Origin of the sequence: Hungatella hathewayi WAL-18680 (assembly GCF_000235505.1) — a bacterium.
GTDB classification, from domain to species: Bacteria; Bacillota; Clostridia; order Lachnospirales; family Lachnospiraceae; genus Hungatella_A; species Hungatella_A hathewayi_A.
In genome coordinates this window covers 188,385-205,393 of record NZ_JH379027.1, presented here as the reverse complement: position 1 = coordinate 205,393, position 17,009 = coordinate 188,385, and the positions used below count along the sequence as shown (strand labels likewise).

14 protein-coding genes and 1 tRNA gene are annotated in these 17,009 nt (G+C 49.3%); 5 read left to right on the top strand and 10 right to left on the bottom strand.

The features are described from left to right. Positions 1-48: 48 nt before the first annotated feature. The 3 genes from HMPREF9473_RS01010 to HMPREF9473_RS01000 form a co-directional block, all read right to left on the bottom strand. On the bottom strand, positions 49-1,611 hold the full coding sequence (locus HMPREF9473_RS01010) for a peptidoglycan-binding protein (RefSeq protein ID WP_006778180.1): 1,563 nt from the start codon (positions 1,609-1,611) through the stop codon (positions 49-51). Between the two features lie 175 nt (positions 1,612-1,786). Further along, entirely contained in the window at positions 1,787-3,133 is a 1,347-nt protein-coding gene (locus HMPREF9473_RS01005) for a GH1 family beta-glucosidase (protein ID WP_006778179.1), read from the bottom strand. Positions 3,134-3,154: 21 nt separating this feature from the next. Further along, positions 3,155-5,242, bottom strand: a complete 2,088-nt coding sequence (locus tag HMPREF9473_RS01000) for a glycoside hydrolase family 3 C-terminal domain-containing protein (RefSeq protein ID WP_006778178.1) — start codon at positions 5,240-5,242, stop codon at positions 3,155-3,157. 84 nt (positions 5,243-5,326) lie between these two features. Between HMPREF9473_RS01000 and HMPREF9473_RS00995 the strand changes: the two genes are divergently transcribed. After that, positions 5,327-6,253, top strand: a complete 927-nt coding sequence (locus HMPREF9473_RS00995) for an AraC family transcriptional regulator (protein WP_006778177.1) — start codon at positions 5,327-5,329, stop codon at positions 6,251-6,253. A gap of 7 nt (positions 6,254-6,260) precedes the next feature. On the opposite strand, the gene HMPREF9473_RS00990 is transcribed toward HMPREF9473_RS00995, so the two are convergent. The 7 genes from HMPREF9473_RS00990 to trmB all read right to left on the bottom strand — a co-directional run bounded on the left by HMPREF9473_RS00990 (position 6,261) and on the right by trmB (position 12,363). Beyond that, positions 6,261-7,103, bottom strand: coding sequence for a carbohydrate ABC transporter permease (locus HMPREF9473_RS00990; RefSeq protein WP_006778176.1), 843 nt, complete (start codon positions 7,101-7,103; stop codon positions 6,261-6,263). Next, positions 7,100-8,077, bottom strand: coding sequence for a carbohydrate ABC transporter permease (locus HMPREF9473_RS00985; protein ID WP_006778175.1), 978 nt, complete (start codon positions 8,075-8,077; stop codon positions 7,100-7,102). The genes HMPREF9473_RS00990 and HMPREF9473_RS00985 overlap by 4 nt, the downstream gene beginning before the upstream one ends. Positions 8,078-8,155: 78 nt before the next feature. Continuing rightward, positions 8,156-9,568 (bottom strand): ABC transporter substrate-binding protein, encoded by a 1,413-nt coding sequence (locus HMPREF9473_RS00980; RefSeq protein ID WP_006778174.1) that lies wholly within the window; start codon positions 9,566-9,568, stop codon positions 8,156-8,158. Positions 9,569-9,925: 357 nt separating this feature from the next. Then, positions 9,926-9,998, bottom strand: a tRNA-Lys gene (locus tag HMPREF9473_RS00975). A gap of 120 nt (positions 9,999-10,118) precedes the next feature. Then, entirely contained in the window at positions 10,119-11,447 is a 1,329-nt protein-coding gene (locus HMPREF9473_RS00970; RefSeq protein WP_050810046.1) for an MATE family efflux transporter, read from the bottom strand. A gap of 62 nt (positions 11,448-11,509) precedes the next feature. After that, positions 11,510-11,656 carry a hypothetical protein gene (locus tag HMPREF9473_RS27535; protein ID WP_006778172.1) on the bottom strand — a complete coding sequence of 49 codons (147 nt, stop codon included), beginning with the start codon at positions 11,654-11,656 and terminating at the stop codon, positions 11,510-11,512. 68 nt (positions 11,657-11,724) lie between these two features. Beyond that, the gene (gene trmB, locus HMPREF9473_RS00965; RefSeq protein ID WP_006778171.1) at positions 11,725-12,363 is read right to left on the bottom strand and encodes a tRNA (guanosine(46)-N7)-methyltransferase TrmB; all 639 of its coding nucleotides are present in this window, start codon (positions 12,361-12,363) and stop codon (positions 11,725-11,727) included. Between the two features lie 231 nt (positions 12,364-12,594). Between trmB and HMPREF9473_RS00960 the strand changes: the two genes are divergently transcribed. The 4 genes from HMPREF9473_RS00960 to HMPREF9473_RS00945 all read left to right on the top strand — a co-directional run bounded on the left by HMPREF9473_RS00960 (position 12,595) and on the right by HMPREF9473_RS00945 (position 16,998). After that, complete coding sequence (locus HMPREF9473_RS00960) at positions 12,595-13,416, top strand: SH3 domain-containing protein (protein ID WP_006778170.1); 822 nt, start codon at positions 12,595-12,597, stop codon at positions 13,414-13,416. 279 nt (positions 13,417-13,695) lie between these two features. Further along, positions 13,696-13,998 carry an ATPase gene (locus HMPREF9473_RS00955; protein ID WP_242830818.1) on the top strand — a complete coding sequence of 101 codons (303 nt, stop codon included), beginning with the start codon at positions 13,696-13,698 and terminating at the stop codon, positions 13,996-13,998. Between the two features lie 4 nt (positions 13,999-14,002). Further along, positions 14,003-15,049 carry a V0D/AC39 family V-type ATPase subunit gene (locus HMPREF9473_RS00950; protein WP_006778168.1) on the top strand — a complete coding sequence of 349 codons (1,047 nt, stop codon included), beginning with the start codon at positions 14,003-14,005 and terminating at the stop codon, positions 15,047-15,049. A gap of 17 nt (positions 15,050-15,066) precedes the next feature. Beyond that, on the top strand, positions 15,067-16,998 hold the full coding sequence (locus HMPREF9473_RS00945; protein WP_006778167.1) for a V-type ATP synthase subunit I: 1,932 nt from the start codon (positions 15,067-15,069) through the stop codon (positions 16,996-16,998). Positions 16,999-17,009 lie beyond the last annotated feature (11 nt).

Sequence of the window (17,009 nt, the reverse complement as noted above, 5' to 3'; positions counted from 1 at the left end):
CACATCCATATCTGGTATCTTTAATTTTCTAAATTACTTTAATATTCTCTACCCAAATATTCTCCAGCCACAGATAAAGTTACTTCTCCACCAGGAGCTTAAACTTCTGTGTACCACTTTTCCGTTACTGGAAGAAGCATCAATGACGGTTCCTCCATTTGCGACAATACCCACGTGGCCGTTTACCACAATAATGTCGCCGGCCCTCAAATCACCGAAATTGGATATCTTCGTGTACTTTCCGACACTGCGCCAGCCGGAGGATGTCAGATAACTCTGTTTTACTCCCACCTGGTTTAAGCACCAGTAGACGAAACCGGAGCAGTCAAAGGAATTGGGGCCCTTCGCTCCATATACGTATGGACTGCCCAGCTTAGAACTGGCCACGGATATCAGGGAGCTTACGCCGCCGCCACCTCCGCCGCTGCTTCCACCACTGCTGCCGGAGGAAGACTTCTTACCGTTGCCGCCACTGGAAGAGGTTCCGCTCTTGGAGGTCGCCTTCTTCACATTGTCCCCGGTCAGCTTGGCCATAGTCAGTCTGCCCACGGAGCCGTCGCTGCTGAGTCCGTTGGTGGACTGGAAGTTCTTAACCGCGCCTTCGGTCACTTCTCCGTAATATCCCGTCACATTGCTCGAGGAGAGATAGCCATACTTGCTTAACAGCTGCTGCACCCGCTGTACACTGTCGCCCTGGTCGCCCAGTGACATGCCGTTGGGTACGGCGCTGGAATCATTTAATGTAAAACGGGTGGATGGCCCCAAATAGCCATCTACCACCAGGTCATTACGGGACTGGAACTGCTTCACCGCCGCCGTGGTGTCAAAGCCATAGCTTCCATCCGGGTCTGTGGTCAGATAGCCCAAATCCTTCAGTCTCTTCTGGGCTGCCAGCACCACCTCGCTCTTGTCGCCGTAAGCCAGCATGTTAGGTTTAATCTCATCACTGTACAGCAGGTTGATGGTCTGCCGTCCCACCTTGCCGTCCACGGCGATTCCATTGACCTCCTGCAGCTTGATAACTGCCGCCTCTGTCATATCGCCAAACTTTCCTGTCACCAAATCCGGTGTCGCCAGATATCCCAGCTCGTACAGACGATTCTGGATTCTCTTGATGTCCTCTCCCGATACGCCGTTTGACACGGCATAGTATTTGGCATCCGGCGTCATTATGGCGTCCCAGGTTTCCGGTCCCACAATACCGTCCATGTTTAACTCATTCTGTCTCTGGAAGGAGAGAACGGCCGCCTGGGTCATGTGGCCGAAGTACTGGGTGGGCTCATCATTATCCATAAATCCAAGTTCCATCAGACGGGCCTGAAGCTCCGCCACTTTGGCATGTTCCACGCCTTCCCGCAGATATTCCGGAGCCGGCTCCGTCTCCGGGATGATAATATCCTTTACCACCTCATAGTCAGGACCATCCGGTGTCAGCTGGCCAATTCCCTGAACCAGCTGGGTCTCCGGCTCCACAGGGGACGTTTCCTCGACCGCCGTGGTCCCGGTATCGACCGGCGAGTCCGCTTTTTTGCCACAGCCGCCAAGACTGCCGGCAGCAAGCAGCGCGGCTGCCAGCCATATGTACATCTTCTTTTTATATATCATATTCATAAATAATTCCTCTCGAGTTGTCGAATCCTGTCTATTTTAACACATTTCCAGGGAGATGAAAAGAGACAAGTATTGACAATCGTGATAATCACTGGTTCTTTCCGGCTATATGACAAAACCGGGAGCGGCCAGCCAGCCGTCTCCCGGTTTTTCTGTGTTTCGATTGTTCTCTCCATCACCGATGATTCTGAATCCACTCACGGTACCAGTACGCCGAATCCTTCAGAGTCCGCTTCTGCGTCTGATAATCCACGTAAATCAGACCAAACCGCTCCCGGTATCCTTCCGTCCACTCAAAATTATCCATCAGGGACCAGTAGAAGTATCCACGGATATCCACGCCATCTTCCCGCGCCCTCAAAAGCTCCCGGATATAGGCCTCCGTAAAGTCGATGCGCGACGCATCGTGAATATGCCCGTCCCGGCTTATCATATCATGGCAGGCCATCCCGTTTTCTGTGATGTAGATAGGTTTCTGATAACGCTCATATAAGAACCTTGGCCCCCAGTATAGGCTTTCCGGCGTGACTGGCCACTCCATAGCCGTCTTGTCATATCCCGGGCTGCGTTTCACACACTCCGGTTTCCCGTCCCCACCCTGGCGGACCCGGTAACCGTTATAGATGTTCTGCCCATAGAAATCAATAGGCTGATTCATCAGCGCCAAGTCCTCCGGCCGGATATCCGGCAGATAAGGGGCATACTGTCTGATACCATCCTCCGGGTATCTGCCAAACATCACCGGGTCGCTCCACCAGCTCACATTCCAGCTCCATTCCTCCGGCTTCTCCGGGCACTGGAAATACAGACTTCTGGCGGCTTCGATATCCTCCGCCCTGTCGCTGTCCGGCGCGCACACCGTGGACGTGGGGGCGTATCCGATGAGAATCGGCTGTTTCGCCACCGCCCGCATGGCCTGAACCGCCTTTCCATGGGCCATCATCACATGATGAGCCATCAAAAAGGTATCCCGCAGCGGGTTCTTAAGCCCCGGCGCATGGCGTCCCGTCACATGCCCCATTCCGATAAAGCACTGTGGTTCATTAAACGTGATAAAGCAGGTCACTCTGTCCGAGAAATGCTCCACAACCGTCTTCGCATACTCGGCAAACCAGTCCACACTGTCCGGATTCATCCATCCACCCCGTTGATAGAGTTCATAGGGATAATCCCAGTGAAACAGCGTGATATAGGGTTTCACCCCATTGCTTATCAACTCGTCAATCAGTTTGTCATAAAACGCCAGCCCTTTTTCATTGACTTTCCCGGTTCCCTCCGGAAAAATCCGGGACCAGCTGATGGAAAAACGATAGCCCTGGATTCCGATTTCCTTCATCAGCGCCACGTCTTCCCGGTACCTGTGATAATGGTCACAGGCCACATCCCCGTTGTGATTGTCAAAGACCATTCCGGGCTGTCTGCTATACACATCCCAGATATGAAGCCCTTTCCCGTCCTCGTCCGCCGCTCCCTCAATCTGATACGACGAGGTCGCCGCACCCCAAATAAATTCCTGATTCATCCCGTTTTCTCCTCCTAACGTTTACGCAGGTTTCCAGAGCAGTTTTACCGGCTCCGGCGCTCCAAGTTCCCGGCTCCGCTTATCCGGCTGGCTCACTCCGATGAAGCACTCATACACTGTAGCGTCCTTTCTGTAAATACCTTCCTCGTCCACACACTCAAACGCATGGGCCGACAGCGGAATCCGGACTCTCGCCTCACTTCCAGGCTCCAGGCAGACTCTCATGAATCCGCACAGACTGTAATTGCGAACCCGGTTCGGGGAATCCACCGGATTGATATAAACCTGGAGAACTTCCTGCAATGAGATATCACTGCTGTTTTTCACCGTTACCCAGGCCGCTTCCTCCGTCATTTCCCCCTCTGACAATTCCACCGTGCCATAAGTCAGACCAAATCCGAAGGGATAAAGCGGCTCCGCTGTCAGATAGCGGTAAGTTCTTCCATCCATGGAATAGTCCTCAAACGGCGGCAGATTCTCCAAGTCCTTATAAAAGGTCACCGGAAGTTTGCCGGATGGAGATGCCTTGCCAAAGAGCAGATCCGCCAACGCCCGGCCGCCTTCGGCCCCCGGATACCATACCTGAATCACCGCACCGGCCTTCTCCTGAGCCAGACTTAAATCGATGGCGCTTCCGCTCATATTGCAGACCACCACCGGTTTTCCAAGATTTAAAATCTCCTCCATCAGTCTGCGCTGGGATTCCGGAAGCAGAAGGTCCTTTTTGTCACCGGACGCATGGCTGTTGCCGGTGTCGCCTTCCTCGCCCTCCAGCGTCTCATCCAGTCCCACACACAGAACGACCACATCGCTGTGCTTTGCCACAATTCTCGCCTCGGAAAGTCTGTCTCCGGCCACAGCCAGATGCTCCACTCTGTCCTTAAACAGATGGCAGCCCTCCGCATACAGCACCCGCACGTCCTCTCCAACCGCGTCCTGAATTCCCTCCAGGATGGTGGTGTAACAGGACGATGTCCCATGATAATTTCCAATCAGCGCGGTGCGGTTGTCTGCATTTGGCCCAATCACAGCAATGGTATTCAATTTCTCCGCATGTAACGGCAGCAATCCGTCATTCTTGAGAAGCACCATACTCCGTCTGGCCGCCTCCACTGCCAGCTCCCGATGCTCCTTACATTCCACCACCTCGTAGGGGATGTCGTCATACTCCGTCTCCTCCCCCATACCCAGCAGATATCTGGTGGTAAACAGCCTCACCACCGCCTCGGTAACACAGGCATCATCAAGCAGCCCCTCTTCACAGGCTTTTAGAACCTGAAGATATGTATTGCCGCAGTTCAAATCACAGCCCTTTTTCACCGCCAGCGCGGCAGATTCCATGGCCGTATCCGTAACCATATAATTCATATGGAAATCTCTGATTGCCCAGCAGTCCGACACAAAATGGCCCTCAAATCCCCACTGTCCTCTCAGAATTTCCTCCATCAGAAGCGTATTGGCACAGCAGGGCTCCCCGTGATAACTGTTGTAAGCCCCCATCACCGATTCCACATGGGCCTCCTTCACACACGCCTCAAATGCAGGCAGATATGTCTCCCACAAATCCTTCTTCGACGTGTCCGCCCAGAATTCATGACGCAGCGCTTCCGGCCCTGAATGCACGGCAAAATGCTTGGCACAGGCGGCAATTTTCAAATGCTCCCCATCCCCCTGTAAACCTCTCACAAAGGCCGTTCCAAGCCTGGATGTCAGATAGGGATCTTCCCCATAGGTCTCATGGCCCCGGCCCCACCTGGGGTCTCTGAAGATGTTAACGTTGGGAGACCAAAAGGTAAGTCCCTTGTAAATATCCCTGTCCCCCTCCTCACAAAACTGATTGTATTTCGCCCGCCCCTCCGTGGAGACCACATTTGCAATTTCTTCTGTCAGTTCCACATCAAACATAGCCGCCATGGCTATGGCCTGAGGAAACATTGTAGCCGTTCCCGCTCTTGCCACTCCATGCAGTCCCTCGCCCCACCAGTTATAGGCAGGAATTCCAAGCCGCGGTACGGCCGGAGCATCGTAGCGCATCTGGGATGCCCGTTCCTCCAATGTCATCTGCTCTACCAGACGGACCGCTTTCCGCCTTGCTTCCTCTCTATTCATATCTCCTATCTTCCTCCACACTCCATTGTTTTTCTTTTCCTTCCACCTTAACCGTGATATAATCAGACAAAAGGAGGTCTTACGATGAAAAAAGCCAACTTCTATGAACAGCCCGACGGTACCTTTCATGAACGCAGTCTGGTAGGAACTCTGGAAAATGTCAGCTATTCCCTCAATTCCAATCTCCGTGTCTGGTACAACACCCAGGCCGATGGCTACGCTCCACACCAGCACAGTGCGCTGGAAATCATAGTCCCTATGGAGTCCTCATACACCATCATTATCAGCGATAAAACATTTACCATTGTACCTGGTGATATTCTGATTATCCCCAGGCTTTCCATTCATGAAATACTGGAACCGGAAGGCGGTTCCCGCTTTATTTACATGTTCAATACGGAGCCTCTGTCCGGTTTCCAGGACTCCAGCTCCTTAGAACCGGTACTTATGGAACCCCGCATTGTCAGCCGGCAGTCCCATCCCGGCATTTATGAGCATCTTTATTCCTGCTTAATGCAGATTAATGATATTTATTTCTCCAACAATATTTTCTGGGAATACTCGGTCTACTCCCTGTTAATCAATATCCTGACCACACTCGGTCGGGATTACTACCAGACCGTGTCTTCCGGCTCCGATGCATCCGCGGAAAAGTACTACGAGTACTACCAGAAATTTACCAGTCTGCTGTCCTACATTGACACCCATATCAGCGAGGATTTGACTCTGGAAAAAATGGCCGATTACATGGGTTTTTCCAAATATCATTTTTCCCGTCTGTTCAAGGAACACACCGGCTCCACCTTCTATGACTACTTAAGCCGCAAGAGAATTCAGGCCGCACAGACACTCTTAACCACCTCGGCCTCCATCACGGATATCGCCTTCCAGACCGGATTTAACAGCTCTACCTCCTTCGGCAGATGCTTTAAGAAATACACCAAGCACAGCCCCAGCGAGTACCGCGTCCAGTTTATCGACGAAGCGCCCCCGATTCTGGTCCAGCTGTGACAGTCGCCTATCCCTTCACGCCGCCCAGGGCGACACCTGCGATGATATATTTGGACAACAGCAGATACACCACAATCAGTGGCAGCACGGTAAGCGCCAGCCCCAGATACACGGAGCCATACTCTGTTTTGTAGATATCGCCCCGCAGGAGGCTTACCATAATCGGCATGGTATACTTGCTCTTATCCGTCAGCAGTACCAACGGCGTAAACAGGTTGTTCCAGCTGGTGACAAAACTGAAGATGGCCTGGGTTGCAATGGCCGGCTTCATGATTGGAAGCGCAATCTTGTTAAAGATATAGAACTCCCCAGCCCCGTCAATGCGGGCCGCCTGGATAATCTCCATGGAAAGCGCCGGCAGCATATACTGCCTCATAAAAAACACCATGGACGGAGATGCAATGGCCGGCAGGATCAGCATGGCCAGGTGATTGGTCATGTGAATCCGGTAGACCATCTGATAAAATCCAATCATCGTCACCTGAGCCGGTATCATCATGATTGCCATGATAAAACTGAAAAACGGTTTCCGGAACCTCCAGCTGTACACAATCAGCCCATAGGCCGTCATGGTGGAGAAATATACCGCACAGGCCGTAGCCCCCACGGAAATCAACAGGGAATTCATAAATCCCACCGCCGGGTTAAAGCTCTTCCCCAGCAGAATCCCCAGGTTTTTCATCACATGGGTCGACGGGAGAAATGCAATCGCATGCTGCTGAATCTCCGTGGTGGACCTGGTAGCATTCATAAACATAATCCAGAATGGAAGCACGCTAAGGACTGCAAGAAAAATACACACCGCATAGATAATGACAGTCAACACACTGATTGGTCTTTTCTTTCTCATGCCTGTTTCCTCCCTTCTTTCAGAGCCAGACGGCGCTCTTTTTCGCTTTTTCTCAACATACGGTTCTCAGCCGCCTCATCCTTATCCCGAAGCAGAAAGAACAGAAATGCCGCCATAATACAGATAATCACAAACATAATCATGCTGGCTGCGGCCGCCCGGTTATATAAGTAGCTTCCGCTGAACGCCTGGTTATAGATAAACACACTGGTGGTAAGCGTCGAGTTATCCGGCCCGCCCATTAAGAACAGCTTAGGAATATCAAACATCTGCAAACCGCCAATCAGACTGGTAACCAATGTAAACAAAAGAATCGTCTTCAAGTTCGGCAATGTGATATACAAAAAGGTCTGAACCCGGTTGGCTCCATCCACTTCCGCCGATTCAAAAATCTCCGGGCTAATTCCCATCACACCGGAAATCAGAATAATCATCGTGTACCCATACCACATCCAGAACTGGATGAAGGACACCGTCCCTCTCGCCACCATCTTATTGACCTGAAAGTTAATGGGCTGTGACGTGATACCAAGACGCATCAACACATCATTGACCGGTCCCATAGGATATCCCAGCAGGGCGTTAAACAATATGGCGATGGTTGCCGCCGTGATGATGTTCGGCATGTAAAACAGCACCTTGAACAGCCCTTCTCCCCGAATCTTACTCCGTCTGTCCGTAAACCAGGCCGTGAGGAGCAGCGCCAGAAGAATCTGGGGAACAAAGTTCGTCAGCCAGATAACCACGGTATTTTGAAATGCTTTCTGAAACGTTGCATTGGTCAGCACACTGGTAAAATTGGCAAACGGGTCTTCCAGGAAATGAAACTTCGTGACACCGATGCCCTTAAAATCCGTAAACCCGATAATCCCGGTAAAAATAACCGGATACAATGAAAAAATCAGGAATGCTGCCATAAACGGCGCGCAGAAAATATATCCCCACTTCGCATATCCTTTCCGTTTCCGCTTCATATGCTTTTTCTCCTCCTTTTTACAAGCCCGGATACCACATCAGGGCGGAAGAAATTCCCGCCCTGATGTACCCGTTTCCTACTCTGCCTGAATATCAAGATTATCGGCAACGGCCTGCTTGAAGTCGGCAATCGCCTGCTCTCTGCTCTTATTTCCGGCGGTATATTCACGTACCTGGTCACGCCAGTAGGTATTGATTGTCTCATCAAACTGAGTCAGGTTTGTACCGTTGGCGTACTGGTTTGCCGGAACAAATACATCAAACATATTCTGGCCGCCCAGGAAATCCACGGAACCGTCCGACTTGGACATTACAGTACCGGATGCAACCGCGTCCTTGGTTCCGGTCTCATTCATGGTTCCGTTGGCCCACATATACTGAAGTCCGTCCTCGGAGCTGTCAAGAGTTACCCATTTAATAATATCCGCTACCGCATCCTTCACCTGGGAATCCTTGTTGGCCAGCAGCCAGGTTCCGCCCCAGAAGAAGCCGATTGGAGAATCACAAACCGCCCAGTCACCGAAGGTTCCCTCTCCAGCTGTTGTTCCACCACAGTTTGGAGCCAGTGTATAGTTAATCAGCCAAGCCGGTCCGAAGAAGCCGAGAACTGGTTTTGCACCTTCTCCCTTCATATCTGCAAACCAGGCATCCTGCCAGTCTCTGGTGTCATTTTCATAGCCGTTATCCAACAGTTCTTTGGATAAATCCAGGAATGCTTCACGCTTCGGGTCAATATGTAATTTCCCGTCCACAATCCAGCCCTTATCGGAGCTGTTCTCCACTGCATGCCAGAGGTCGCCGTCGCCGGATATCATTCCGTATCCTTTGGCCTTCAATTCCTCTGCCGCTCCAAAGAACTTATCCCAGCTTCCGGAACCGCCGCCAATCTTGGCTGCTACTTCCTTCGGGTCATCCGTTCCCCACACGTCCTTAGCGATAGAACGGCGATAAATAAACGCGCCACCGGTTGCCTGATATCCCAGAGCAGCTATCTTGCCATCCTGATTCGTTCCGATATCGATCGCATACTGTGCGATATCCGCTTCTTTTGTCATAGCCGCCACGTCAATTCCAAGGTCCTCGTAAGGAGCCGCGTAATGGCTCGCATCTCCCTGGCTGTATTTTAAGACAAATGCCGCCTCCGCACAGTAAATGTCCGGTGCGTCCTTTCCACCGGCCGCCAGTGCCTGGTCGAGAGCCGGCTGGTATGCGCCGTCCGTGGTGGCAATGATGGTTGACTTAATCTCATAATCAAAATCCGGGTGCAGTTCTTTATATTTCTCTATCATGTTTGGCACTTCATCCGTGAAAGACCAGACATTGATAACCTTTGAACCGGATGCTTCGCTCCCCGCGCTCTGTGTCGTCTCAGCACTCTGTCCACCGGCCGCCGGCTCCCCGCTCGTATCCTTCCCCGCTCCGCCGCCACAGCCTGTCAGGGTTGCCGCTGCCATACATCCACACATCAGCCACGCAATAAATTTTTTCATTCTTTTTCCCTCCAATTAAATTGCTTGTTCCGAGCTCTAGAACGTTACCTTGTAGACTCAGTGTATCATGACTAATGATGCGACGCTTTACGATTCTTGCTTTCCATTCTACAATTATTGCTATTTACTAGTTTTCTTCATTAAACACTATTACTCTAATTCAGAAATTTAAAAATATTTTTTGTCTATTATATCCAATAATTCGGGTCTGTTTTTTTACTTGCCGAAGTTTATAACTGATATTAATCTTTATATTTGTATAATACCGTCGTATCTGCCCATGTTACTTTATAAATCCACGCACAAAAAAAGCACCGACCCCGGTGCTCTCAGTCACCAAAACCAGTACTTTCTAACTGCGCCTTCAGGGACTCGAACCCTGGACAAATAGATTAAGAGTCTACTGCTCTACCAACTGAGCTAAAGGCGCATCTGCCGTTCACATGTTGTTCACAAGTGACACGAGCATTAGTATATCTCATGGGTGGACAAAAGTCAACCCTTTTTTGCAAAAAATCTTCAGAAAATATTTCAGAATTTTACAAAGATTTTATCCCACCATCTTAATTCTGCTCCAGCGGCCGGTCAGATAGCGGGCCAGAGAGATGAGATAGTTGGCGGCCCAGCCCATGGGAATGGCGAACCAGACGGCCTGTGGGCCCCATATGGGGGCAAACTGGAAGGCCACGAAGACACGTATTGTCAGGTTGACGAGATTCGCGATGGTGAATACCAGCACATCCCCCGCCCCGCGCAGCAATCCGTCCGTTGTGGCTTTCAAACCGATAAATACAAAGAAAAACGAGATGAAGTTTACATAACTCACACCTGTCCGAAATGCCTCCGCACCGCTCTCCGGGTCCAGGAAGGCCATGATGAAGGTGTCTCCAAACAGTTGAAGCAGCACACACAGAATCACCGCGCTGACCCCCACCATCATCGCTCCATAGCGGTAGCCTGTCCGCACCCGCTCCGGCTGGCCGGCGCCCATATTCTGGGCCGTGAAGGTGGACATGGCATTGCCGATGGCCAGCATAGGCACAATACTGATGGATTCAATTCTGGTGGCCGCCGCATACCCTGCCATAATCGAGGATCCAAATCCATTAATAACCGACTGTACCAGCAGCATTCCAATATGAACAATCGACTGCTGAAGAGTAGACGGCACCGCCACCTTCAGCATCCCAAGCACCATTCCCCCGTCATAAAGCTGAAAATGGCCTTCGGAATGATATTTTCTCACCTTCAGCATAAGAATCACAAAGGATATCACCGCCGACACCCCCTGGGCAATCAGCGTCGCCACGGCCACGCCCGCCACTCCCCATCCAAAGGAAATCACAAACACCAAATCCAGCACAATATTCAAAAACGAGGAGAATATCAGCAGCCACAGCGGCGTTTTCGAATCTCCCAGCGAGTTAAAGACCGCAGCCTGCACATTATACATAAACAAAAACGGCAGCCCCACAAAATAAATCTTCAAATACACCGCCGCGTCATACATCACATTGTCCGGCGTATTCATCCATTCCAGAATCTGCCCGTTCATGTGGTATCCCACCGTCCCCAGAATCACACTGAGGCACAGAAAATTAATCAGCGTCGTCGATATCGCCGTCTTCATTTTCCCCATCTGCCCCGCTCCCAGAAACTGGGAAACAATCACGGCGCTTCCGATACCGCCGCCGATGGCGATGGCAATAAACACGTTGGTCACCGAGTAGGAAGCGCCCACCGAAGCCAGCGCCTCTTCCCCCACAAACCGCCCCACAATGACGGAATCCATAATATTGTAAAACTGTTGAAACAGATTCCCCAAAATCATGGGCAGTGCGAAAAAGAACATCGTCCTGCCCGGGGAATCTGTCAGCATATTATATTGTTTCTTCACCTGCTGCCTCCATCTACTTGTACCCCCAAAACCGGTTATCCTGCCTACTTCTCTTTTTTCTTCTTTTCACAGTTAATCGTCTTCTCCACTTCCTTCAGACATTTGCAAATCCGAAGCATTTGACGATTCAGTTCAATCTTATCGCAGGTAGCCTGGCACAGTTTTTTATTCAGATTTTCCCGCATACCCATACTATCACCTGTTTTGCAGATTTACTATATTGTATGCATTTTCCTGCTTCCTATCCACTACTCCCCGCTTATTTCCTGTATGCCACCAGCTTGCAGATAGGTTTTCCCTCGGATGCGAATTTTGTCTCATACTCCGTCATCACGTTCCCCTCCGCCATATCGCTGTGATGCAAATCAAAGGTATGGCTGTCCACAATCCAGCCCGCCTCCGGAATGGATTCCAGGGAATAGTCAAACAGCCCCCGGTTGTCCGTCTTGAACTCCACCACACCGTCTTTCTTTAATATCCTGTCATACACCGCCATAAACTGAGGCGACGTCAGCCTTCTCTTGGCATGGCGGTCCTTGGGCCACGGGTCAGAGAAATTCAGAAAAATTCTGGACACCTCTCCTTCCTCAAAATACTCTCCCAGTTCTTTTGCGTCCACACACATAAAATAAATATTGGATAATTCCAGCTGCTCTCTCTTCTGAAGCGCCTTCAACATCACCGTGGGATACCGCTCAATCCCGATATAATTCACATCAGGATTCTTCTGTGCCAGCTCCATGATGAATTTCCCTTTCCCCATCCCCACTTCGATTTCGATGGGATTTTCATTGCCAAACAGCTCCTTCCAGTGCCCTTTGCGCTCCTCCGGATTCTGTACCACATAAGGACTGTTTTCTATCATTTCCTCTGAGCCAGGAATATGGCGTAATCTCATAACATTTCCTCCAGATATCTTTCTCTTTCTTATTTTTTGTATCTTCATCTTCTATATCATTTTTCATATCATTTCACATTTTAACATCTGCTTTCCTTCTTTTCAAGAAATTTAAAAATACGTGACTTTTTACAAATATCTTAAGAAGTGAAAATAAGCGTGCAGAAATAAACATTTGATATTATAATAACAGTAACTGGTTATATACGGTTACTGCAAAGGAGGAATCTTATGGGAACTACGGAAACCGCCAGCAGCTGGGACAAAATCCGGCTCGGGATGAAGGATGCGGAAAGGCTTCTTGGACAGAAGCAATATAATTTGGCTATGATAAAGTGCCGCCAAACCCTTGAAATCATGGTCCGCAGTCTGGCTGATAAAGCCTGCATGGTGGACGCGGATTTAAGTGTGACCATTGATGACCTCTATCAGGGCAAGTGGATTAGCAGGACGACCTGTGACCATTACCATAAGATTCGCATGATAGGCAACAAGGCTGTCCACGAGGGTAACGACAGCGCCTACGACGCCGACCAGGCCTTCCACCTGTTATCCCAGGAGGTCTATACATTTTCCAACGATTACAAGGCTTCACGGCCTAAGACTCATAAACCTGCCACATCCTCCGGAGCCAGCGCCAGCCGGGGCCGGAGAGGTTCCAGACGAAATAAAAAGGGATTTTCACTTTCCCAGGCAGACATGCTGCGGATTCTCATAGGAGTTCTGTGTATTATCTTCATCATCGTTTTAGTCAACTTCTTAAGACCAGGCAAAAAGAAGGACGCCGATGTGACAACACCAGTTACTACCGAAGAAACTTCCCCGGAGTCAACGCCGCCGGAGACCATGGCCGAGACAACACCGGCGCCTGTCTACAAGACATCCACCGTGTTGAATGTCCGCGCCGAGCCGTCCACCACCGCCACCATCCGCGGTCAGCTTCAGCCTGACACCATTGTGGACTATGTGGGACAGCACGACGATGAGTGGTCGATTATCACATACGAAGGACAACAGTCCTATGTGGCCACCCAGTATCTGGTTCACGATTAGGAATTTCAGAATACGTTTTAGCTTCCAAGAGCATTATACCCTGTGTATAGTGCTCTTTTTTAGCCTTAAAACATAGATATTCCATAGAAATTTTATATTTTTTACATTTTTTATATTTTCCACTGGAAATTTTTTTAAATTGTAGTATTATGTTATGGTACTACTTATCTTAGGCACATTCTTCTTATTATAATGTATTTCTTATGATATGATAACGCTGCCGTTATGATAAGTCTGTTCCAATGAAAATAAGGACAAGGAGGATATAACGTGAATAATATGATCGACAAGCTGTCTGACATTGAACACGACGCAACCGCGATTATGGATGCCGCTGGCGTCCGTAAGAAAGAGATTGCAAAAGAGATGGAAGACAAAACGTCTGCATTTGACAAACAGCTTGAAGCAGACACAGCCGCCAAACTAAGCGATTTAAGGGCAAAGATGGAAGTCGACATGCAAACCAAGTTGTCTAAGCAGAAATCTGATGCCGACAAAGTACTGGCCATGATGGAGGAAAACTATCGTGACAATCATGAAGCCTATGCCAGACAACTTTTCAAGGCCATGATAGAGAGGTGATTATATGGGTGGCTTATTAGCTTACAGCGGTATCACCACGAAGGTTAAAGCCATGGAAAGCCGTTTTATCACCGACGATGGGTTTCGGGAGATGGCTTCCTTGGAGAGCGTGCCGGATGCCGTTGAGTTTCTGATGCGAATCCCATCCTACGCCTCTATTTTTAACAGCTTAGAGGAAGATAAACTGCACAGAGGCGTGATTGAGCAGCGGCTCATGCTCTCTCTCTATGACGACTTTGCCAAGCTTTACCGGTTTTCCAATCTGTCCCAGCGGAAATTTCTCGACCTATACTTCATGCATTATGAGATCGCTCTCTTGAAAAAATGCCTGAGAAATGCTCTGGACAACCAGAAATTCGACTTGGACCTTTCCGTCTTTCAGGAATTTCTGGACAAACACTCGAAGCTGGATTTTGCCAAACTCGCCTCCTGTGAAAACTTGACGGAACTGATTTCACAGCTGGAGGGTTCGCCTTACGCCGCTATTTTGGATAATCTGTCCAATGTGGAGGAGCCAACCCTGTTTGACTATGAGATGCAGCTGGATTTGATGTATTTCAAAGCCGTGTGGAAAATCAAGGGCCGGCAGCTTTCCAATAACGAGAAAAAGGTGCTTTCCCAATGCTTTGGTTCCAAACTGGATATGTTAAACATCCAATGGATATACCGTTCTAAAAAGTATTACAATCTTTCTTCAACGGAAATCTATTCTTTGCTCATACCCGTTCAGTACCATCTGAAAAAAGAAGAAATCATCAAGATGGCGGAAGCCGGAAACCTGGATGAGTTTTACACTGCTCTTCAGAGTACTTTTTATGGTTCTCTGGAGCTTACTGACTTGAGTGAGAGACCGGATTTGGAAGGATTATATGAGAAGGTGTTAAACCGGATTCACCGCATTACCAGCCAGAGGGACCCTTATTCCATGGCTGCCCTGAACTCCTATCTGTATTTCAAGGAGCTGGAAGTTCATAAAATCATCACTGTCATAGAGAGCATTCGATATGGCATTCGGGCAGATATCATCTGCTCCTATGTAATCAAAAATTAGCAAGGGGGTTATTACCAGTGATTGAAAAAATGAAGTTCTTAAGCGTTACCGGCCCCAAGGATGATATCGACAGAGTCATCGACCAGTACTTATCCAAGTACGACATCCAGCTGGAAAATGCTTTATCAGAACTCAAAACCGTAAAAGATTTAAGACCTTATATGGAATCCAATCCCTATAAGGATGTATACCAGCGTTCCGGCGAGATACTGTCAAGCCTGGGCCAGAATGCACCGCTCACCACCTCCAGACAGCTCTCCGTAGAAGAAGCGGTAGCTATCGTACAGGAACTGGACTCACAGATCAAAGAGTTGTCTGCCAGGAAAGAGGAGCTTACCGCCGAGATGGAGACACTTCAGACCTCCCTTGACAAGGTAAATCACTTCACCGGACTTGACTATGACTTAAGCGCTATCTTACAGTTCAAATACATCAAGTTCCGGTTTGGCCGCATCGCAAGAGATTATTATGACAAATTCTTCAACTATGTGTATGACACCATCGATACGGTTCTCTACAACTGTAAAGAGGATGAGGATTACATCTGGGTTGTTTATTTCGTTCCGGATACCATTTCCGACAAGGTAGACGCCATTTATTCCTCCATGCACTTTGAGCGTTTCTTCCTTCCGGATGAATATGAGGGAACGCCCACAGAGGCCATGAAATCCCTGGAGGATAAGATTGCCGAGGTAAATGCTTCTATCAGCCAGATTGACAATCAGATTAACAGTATTCTGTCCACCAGAAAAGATGATTTGATTGCGGCAAACCAGCGGCTGACCACCTTCTCCAACAACTTTGATGTGAGAAAGCTGGCCGCCTGTACCAAGCAGGATGTCAATACTTTCTACATTCTGTGCGGATGGATGACCGAGAAAGACGCTAGAGCGTTCCAGCAGGAGATATCCGGCGATGACAAGGCTTACTGCGTGGTGGAAGACGACCACAGCAACATCATCAGCCGTCCTCCAACAAAATTAAAGAACCCGAAACTGTTCAAGCCTTTTGAAATGTTTATCGACATGTACGGACTTCCGTCCTACAATGAGATTGACCCAACCATTCTGATTGGAATCACCTACTCGATTCTCTTCGGATTCATGTTTGGCGATGTGGGACAGGGACTCTGCCTGTTAATCGGCGGTTTCCTGCTGTTTAAGACAAAGAAGATGAGCCTGGCGGCTATTATTTCCTGCTGCGGTTTCTTCTCCACCATATTTGGTTTCCTGTTTGGCAGTGTCTTCGGATTTGAAAATATTATCGAAGCCGCATGGCTCCGTCCAAAGGAAGCGATGACCCAGCTGCCATTTATCGGCAACTTAAATACGGTGTTCATCGTGGCGATTGCCCTCGGTATGGGCATCATTATCATGACCATGGTGTTAAACATCATCAACAGCGTTCGTTCTCATGATGCGGAGAAGGCATACTTTGATACCAACGGCGTGGCCGGCCTTGTATTCTACGGAAGCATTGTTGTGACCGTTGTTCTCTATATGACAGAGAACCCGCTTCCGGCAACAATTGTGCTGGTTGTCATGTTTGCAGTGCCGCTCTTAATTGTGTTCCTGAAGGAACCGCTGACCGCAATGATAGAGAAGAAAGCCGAGATTATGCCGAAAGAAAAAGGCATGTTCTTCGTACAGGGCTTTTTCGAGATGTTTGAAGTACTGTTAAGCTATTTTTCCAACACTCTGTCCTTCGTCCGTGTGGGCGCTTTCGCAGTCAGCCATGCGGCTATGATGGAGGTTGTGCTGATGCTTGCAGGCGCGGAAGCCGGCGGCTCACCCAACTGGCTGGTAGTTATCCTGGGTAACGTGTTCGTCTGCGGCATGGAGGGACTGATTGTAGGTATCCAGGTACTTCGTCTGGAATATTATGAGTTATTCAGCCGTTTCTATCGCGGAACCGGAAGAGCATTCAAACCATATGGCAAGAAAGCCTGAGAATCAATACA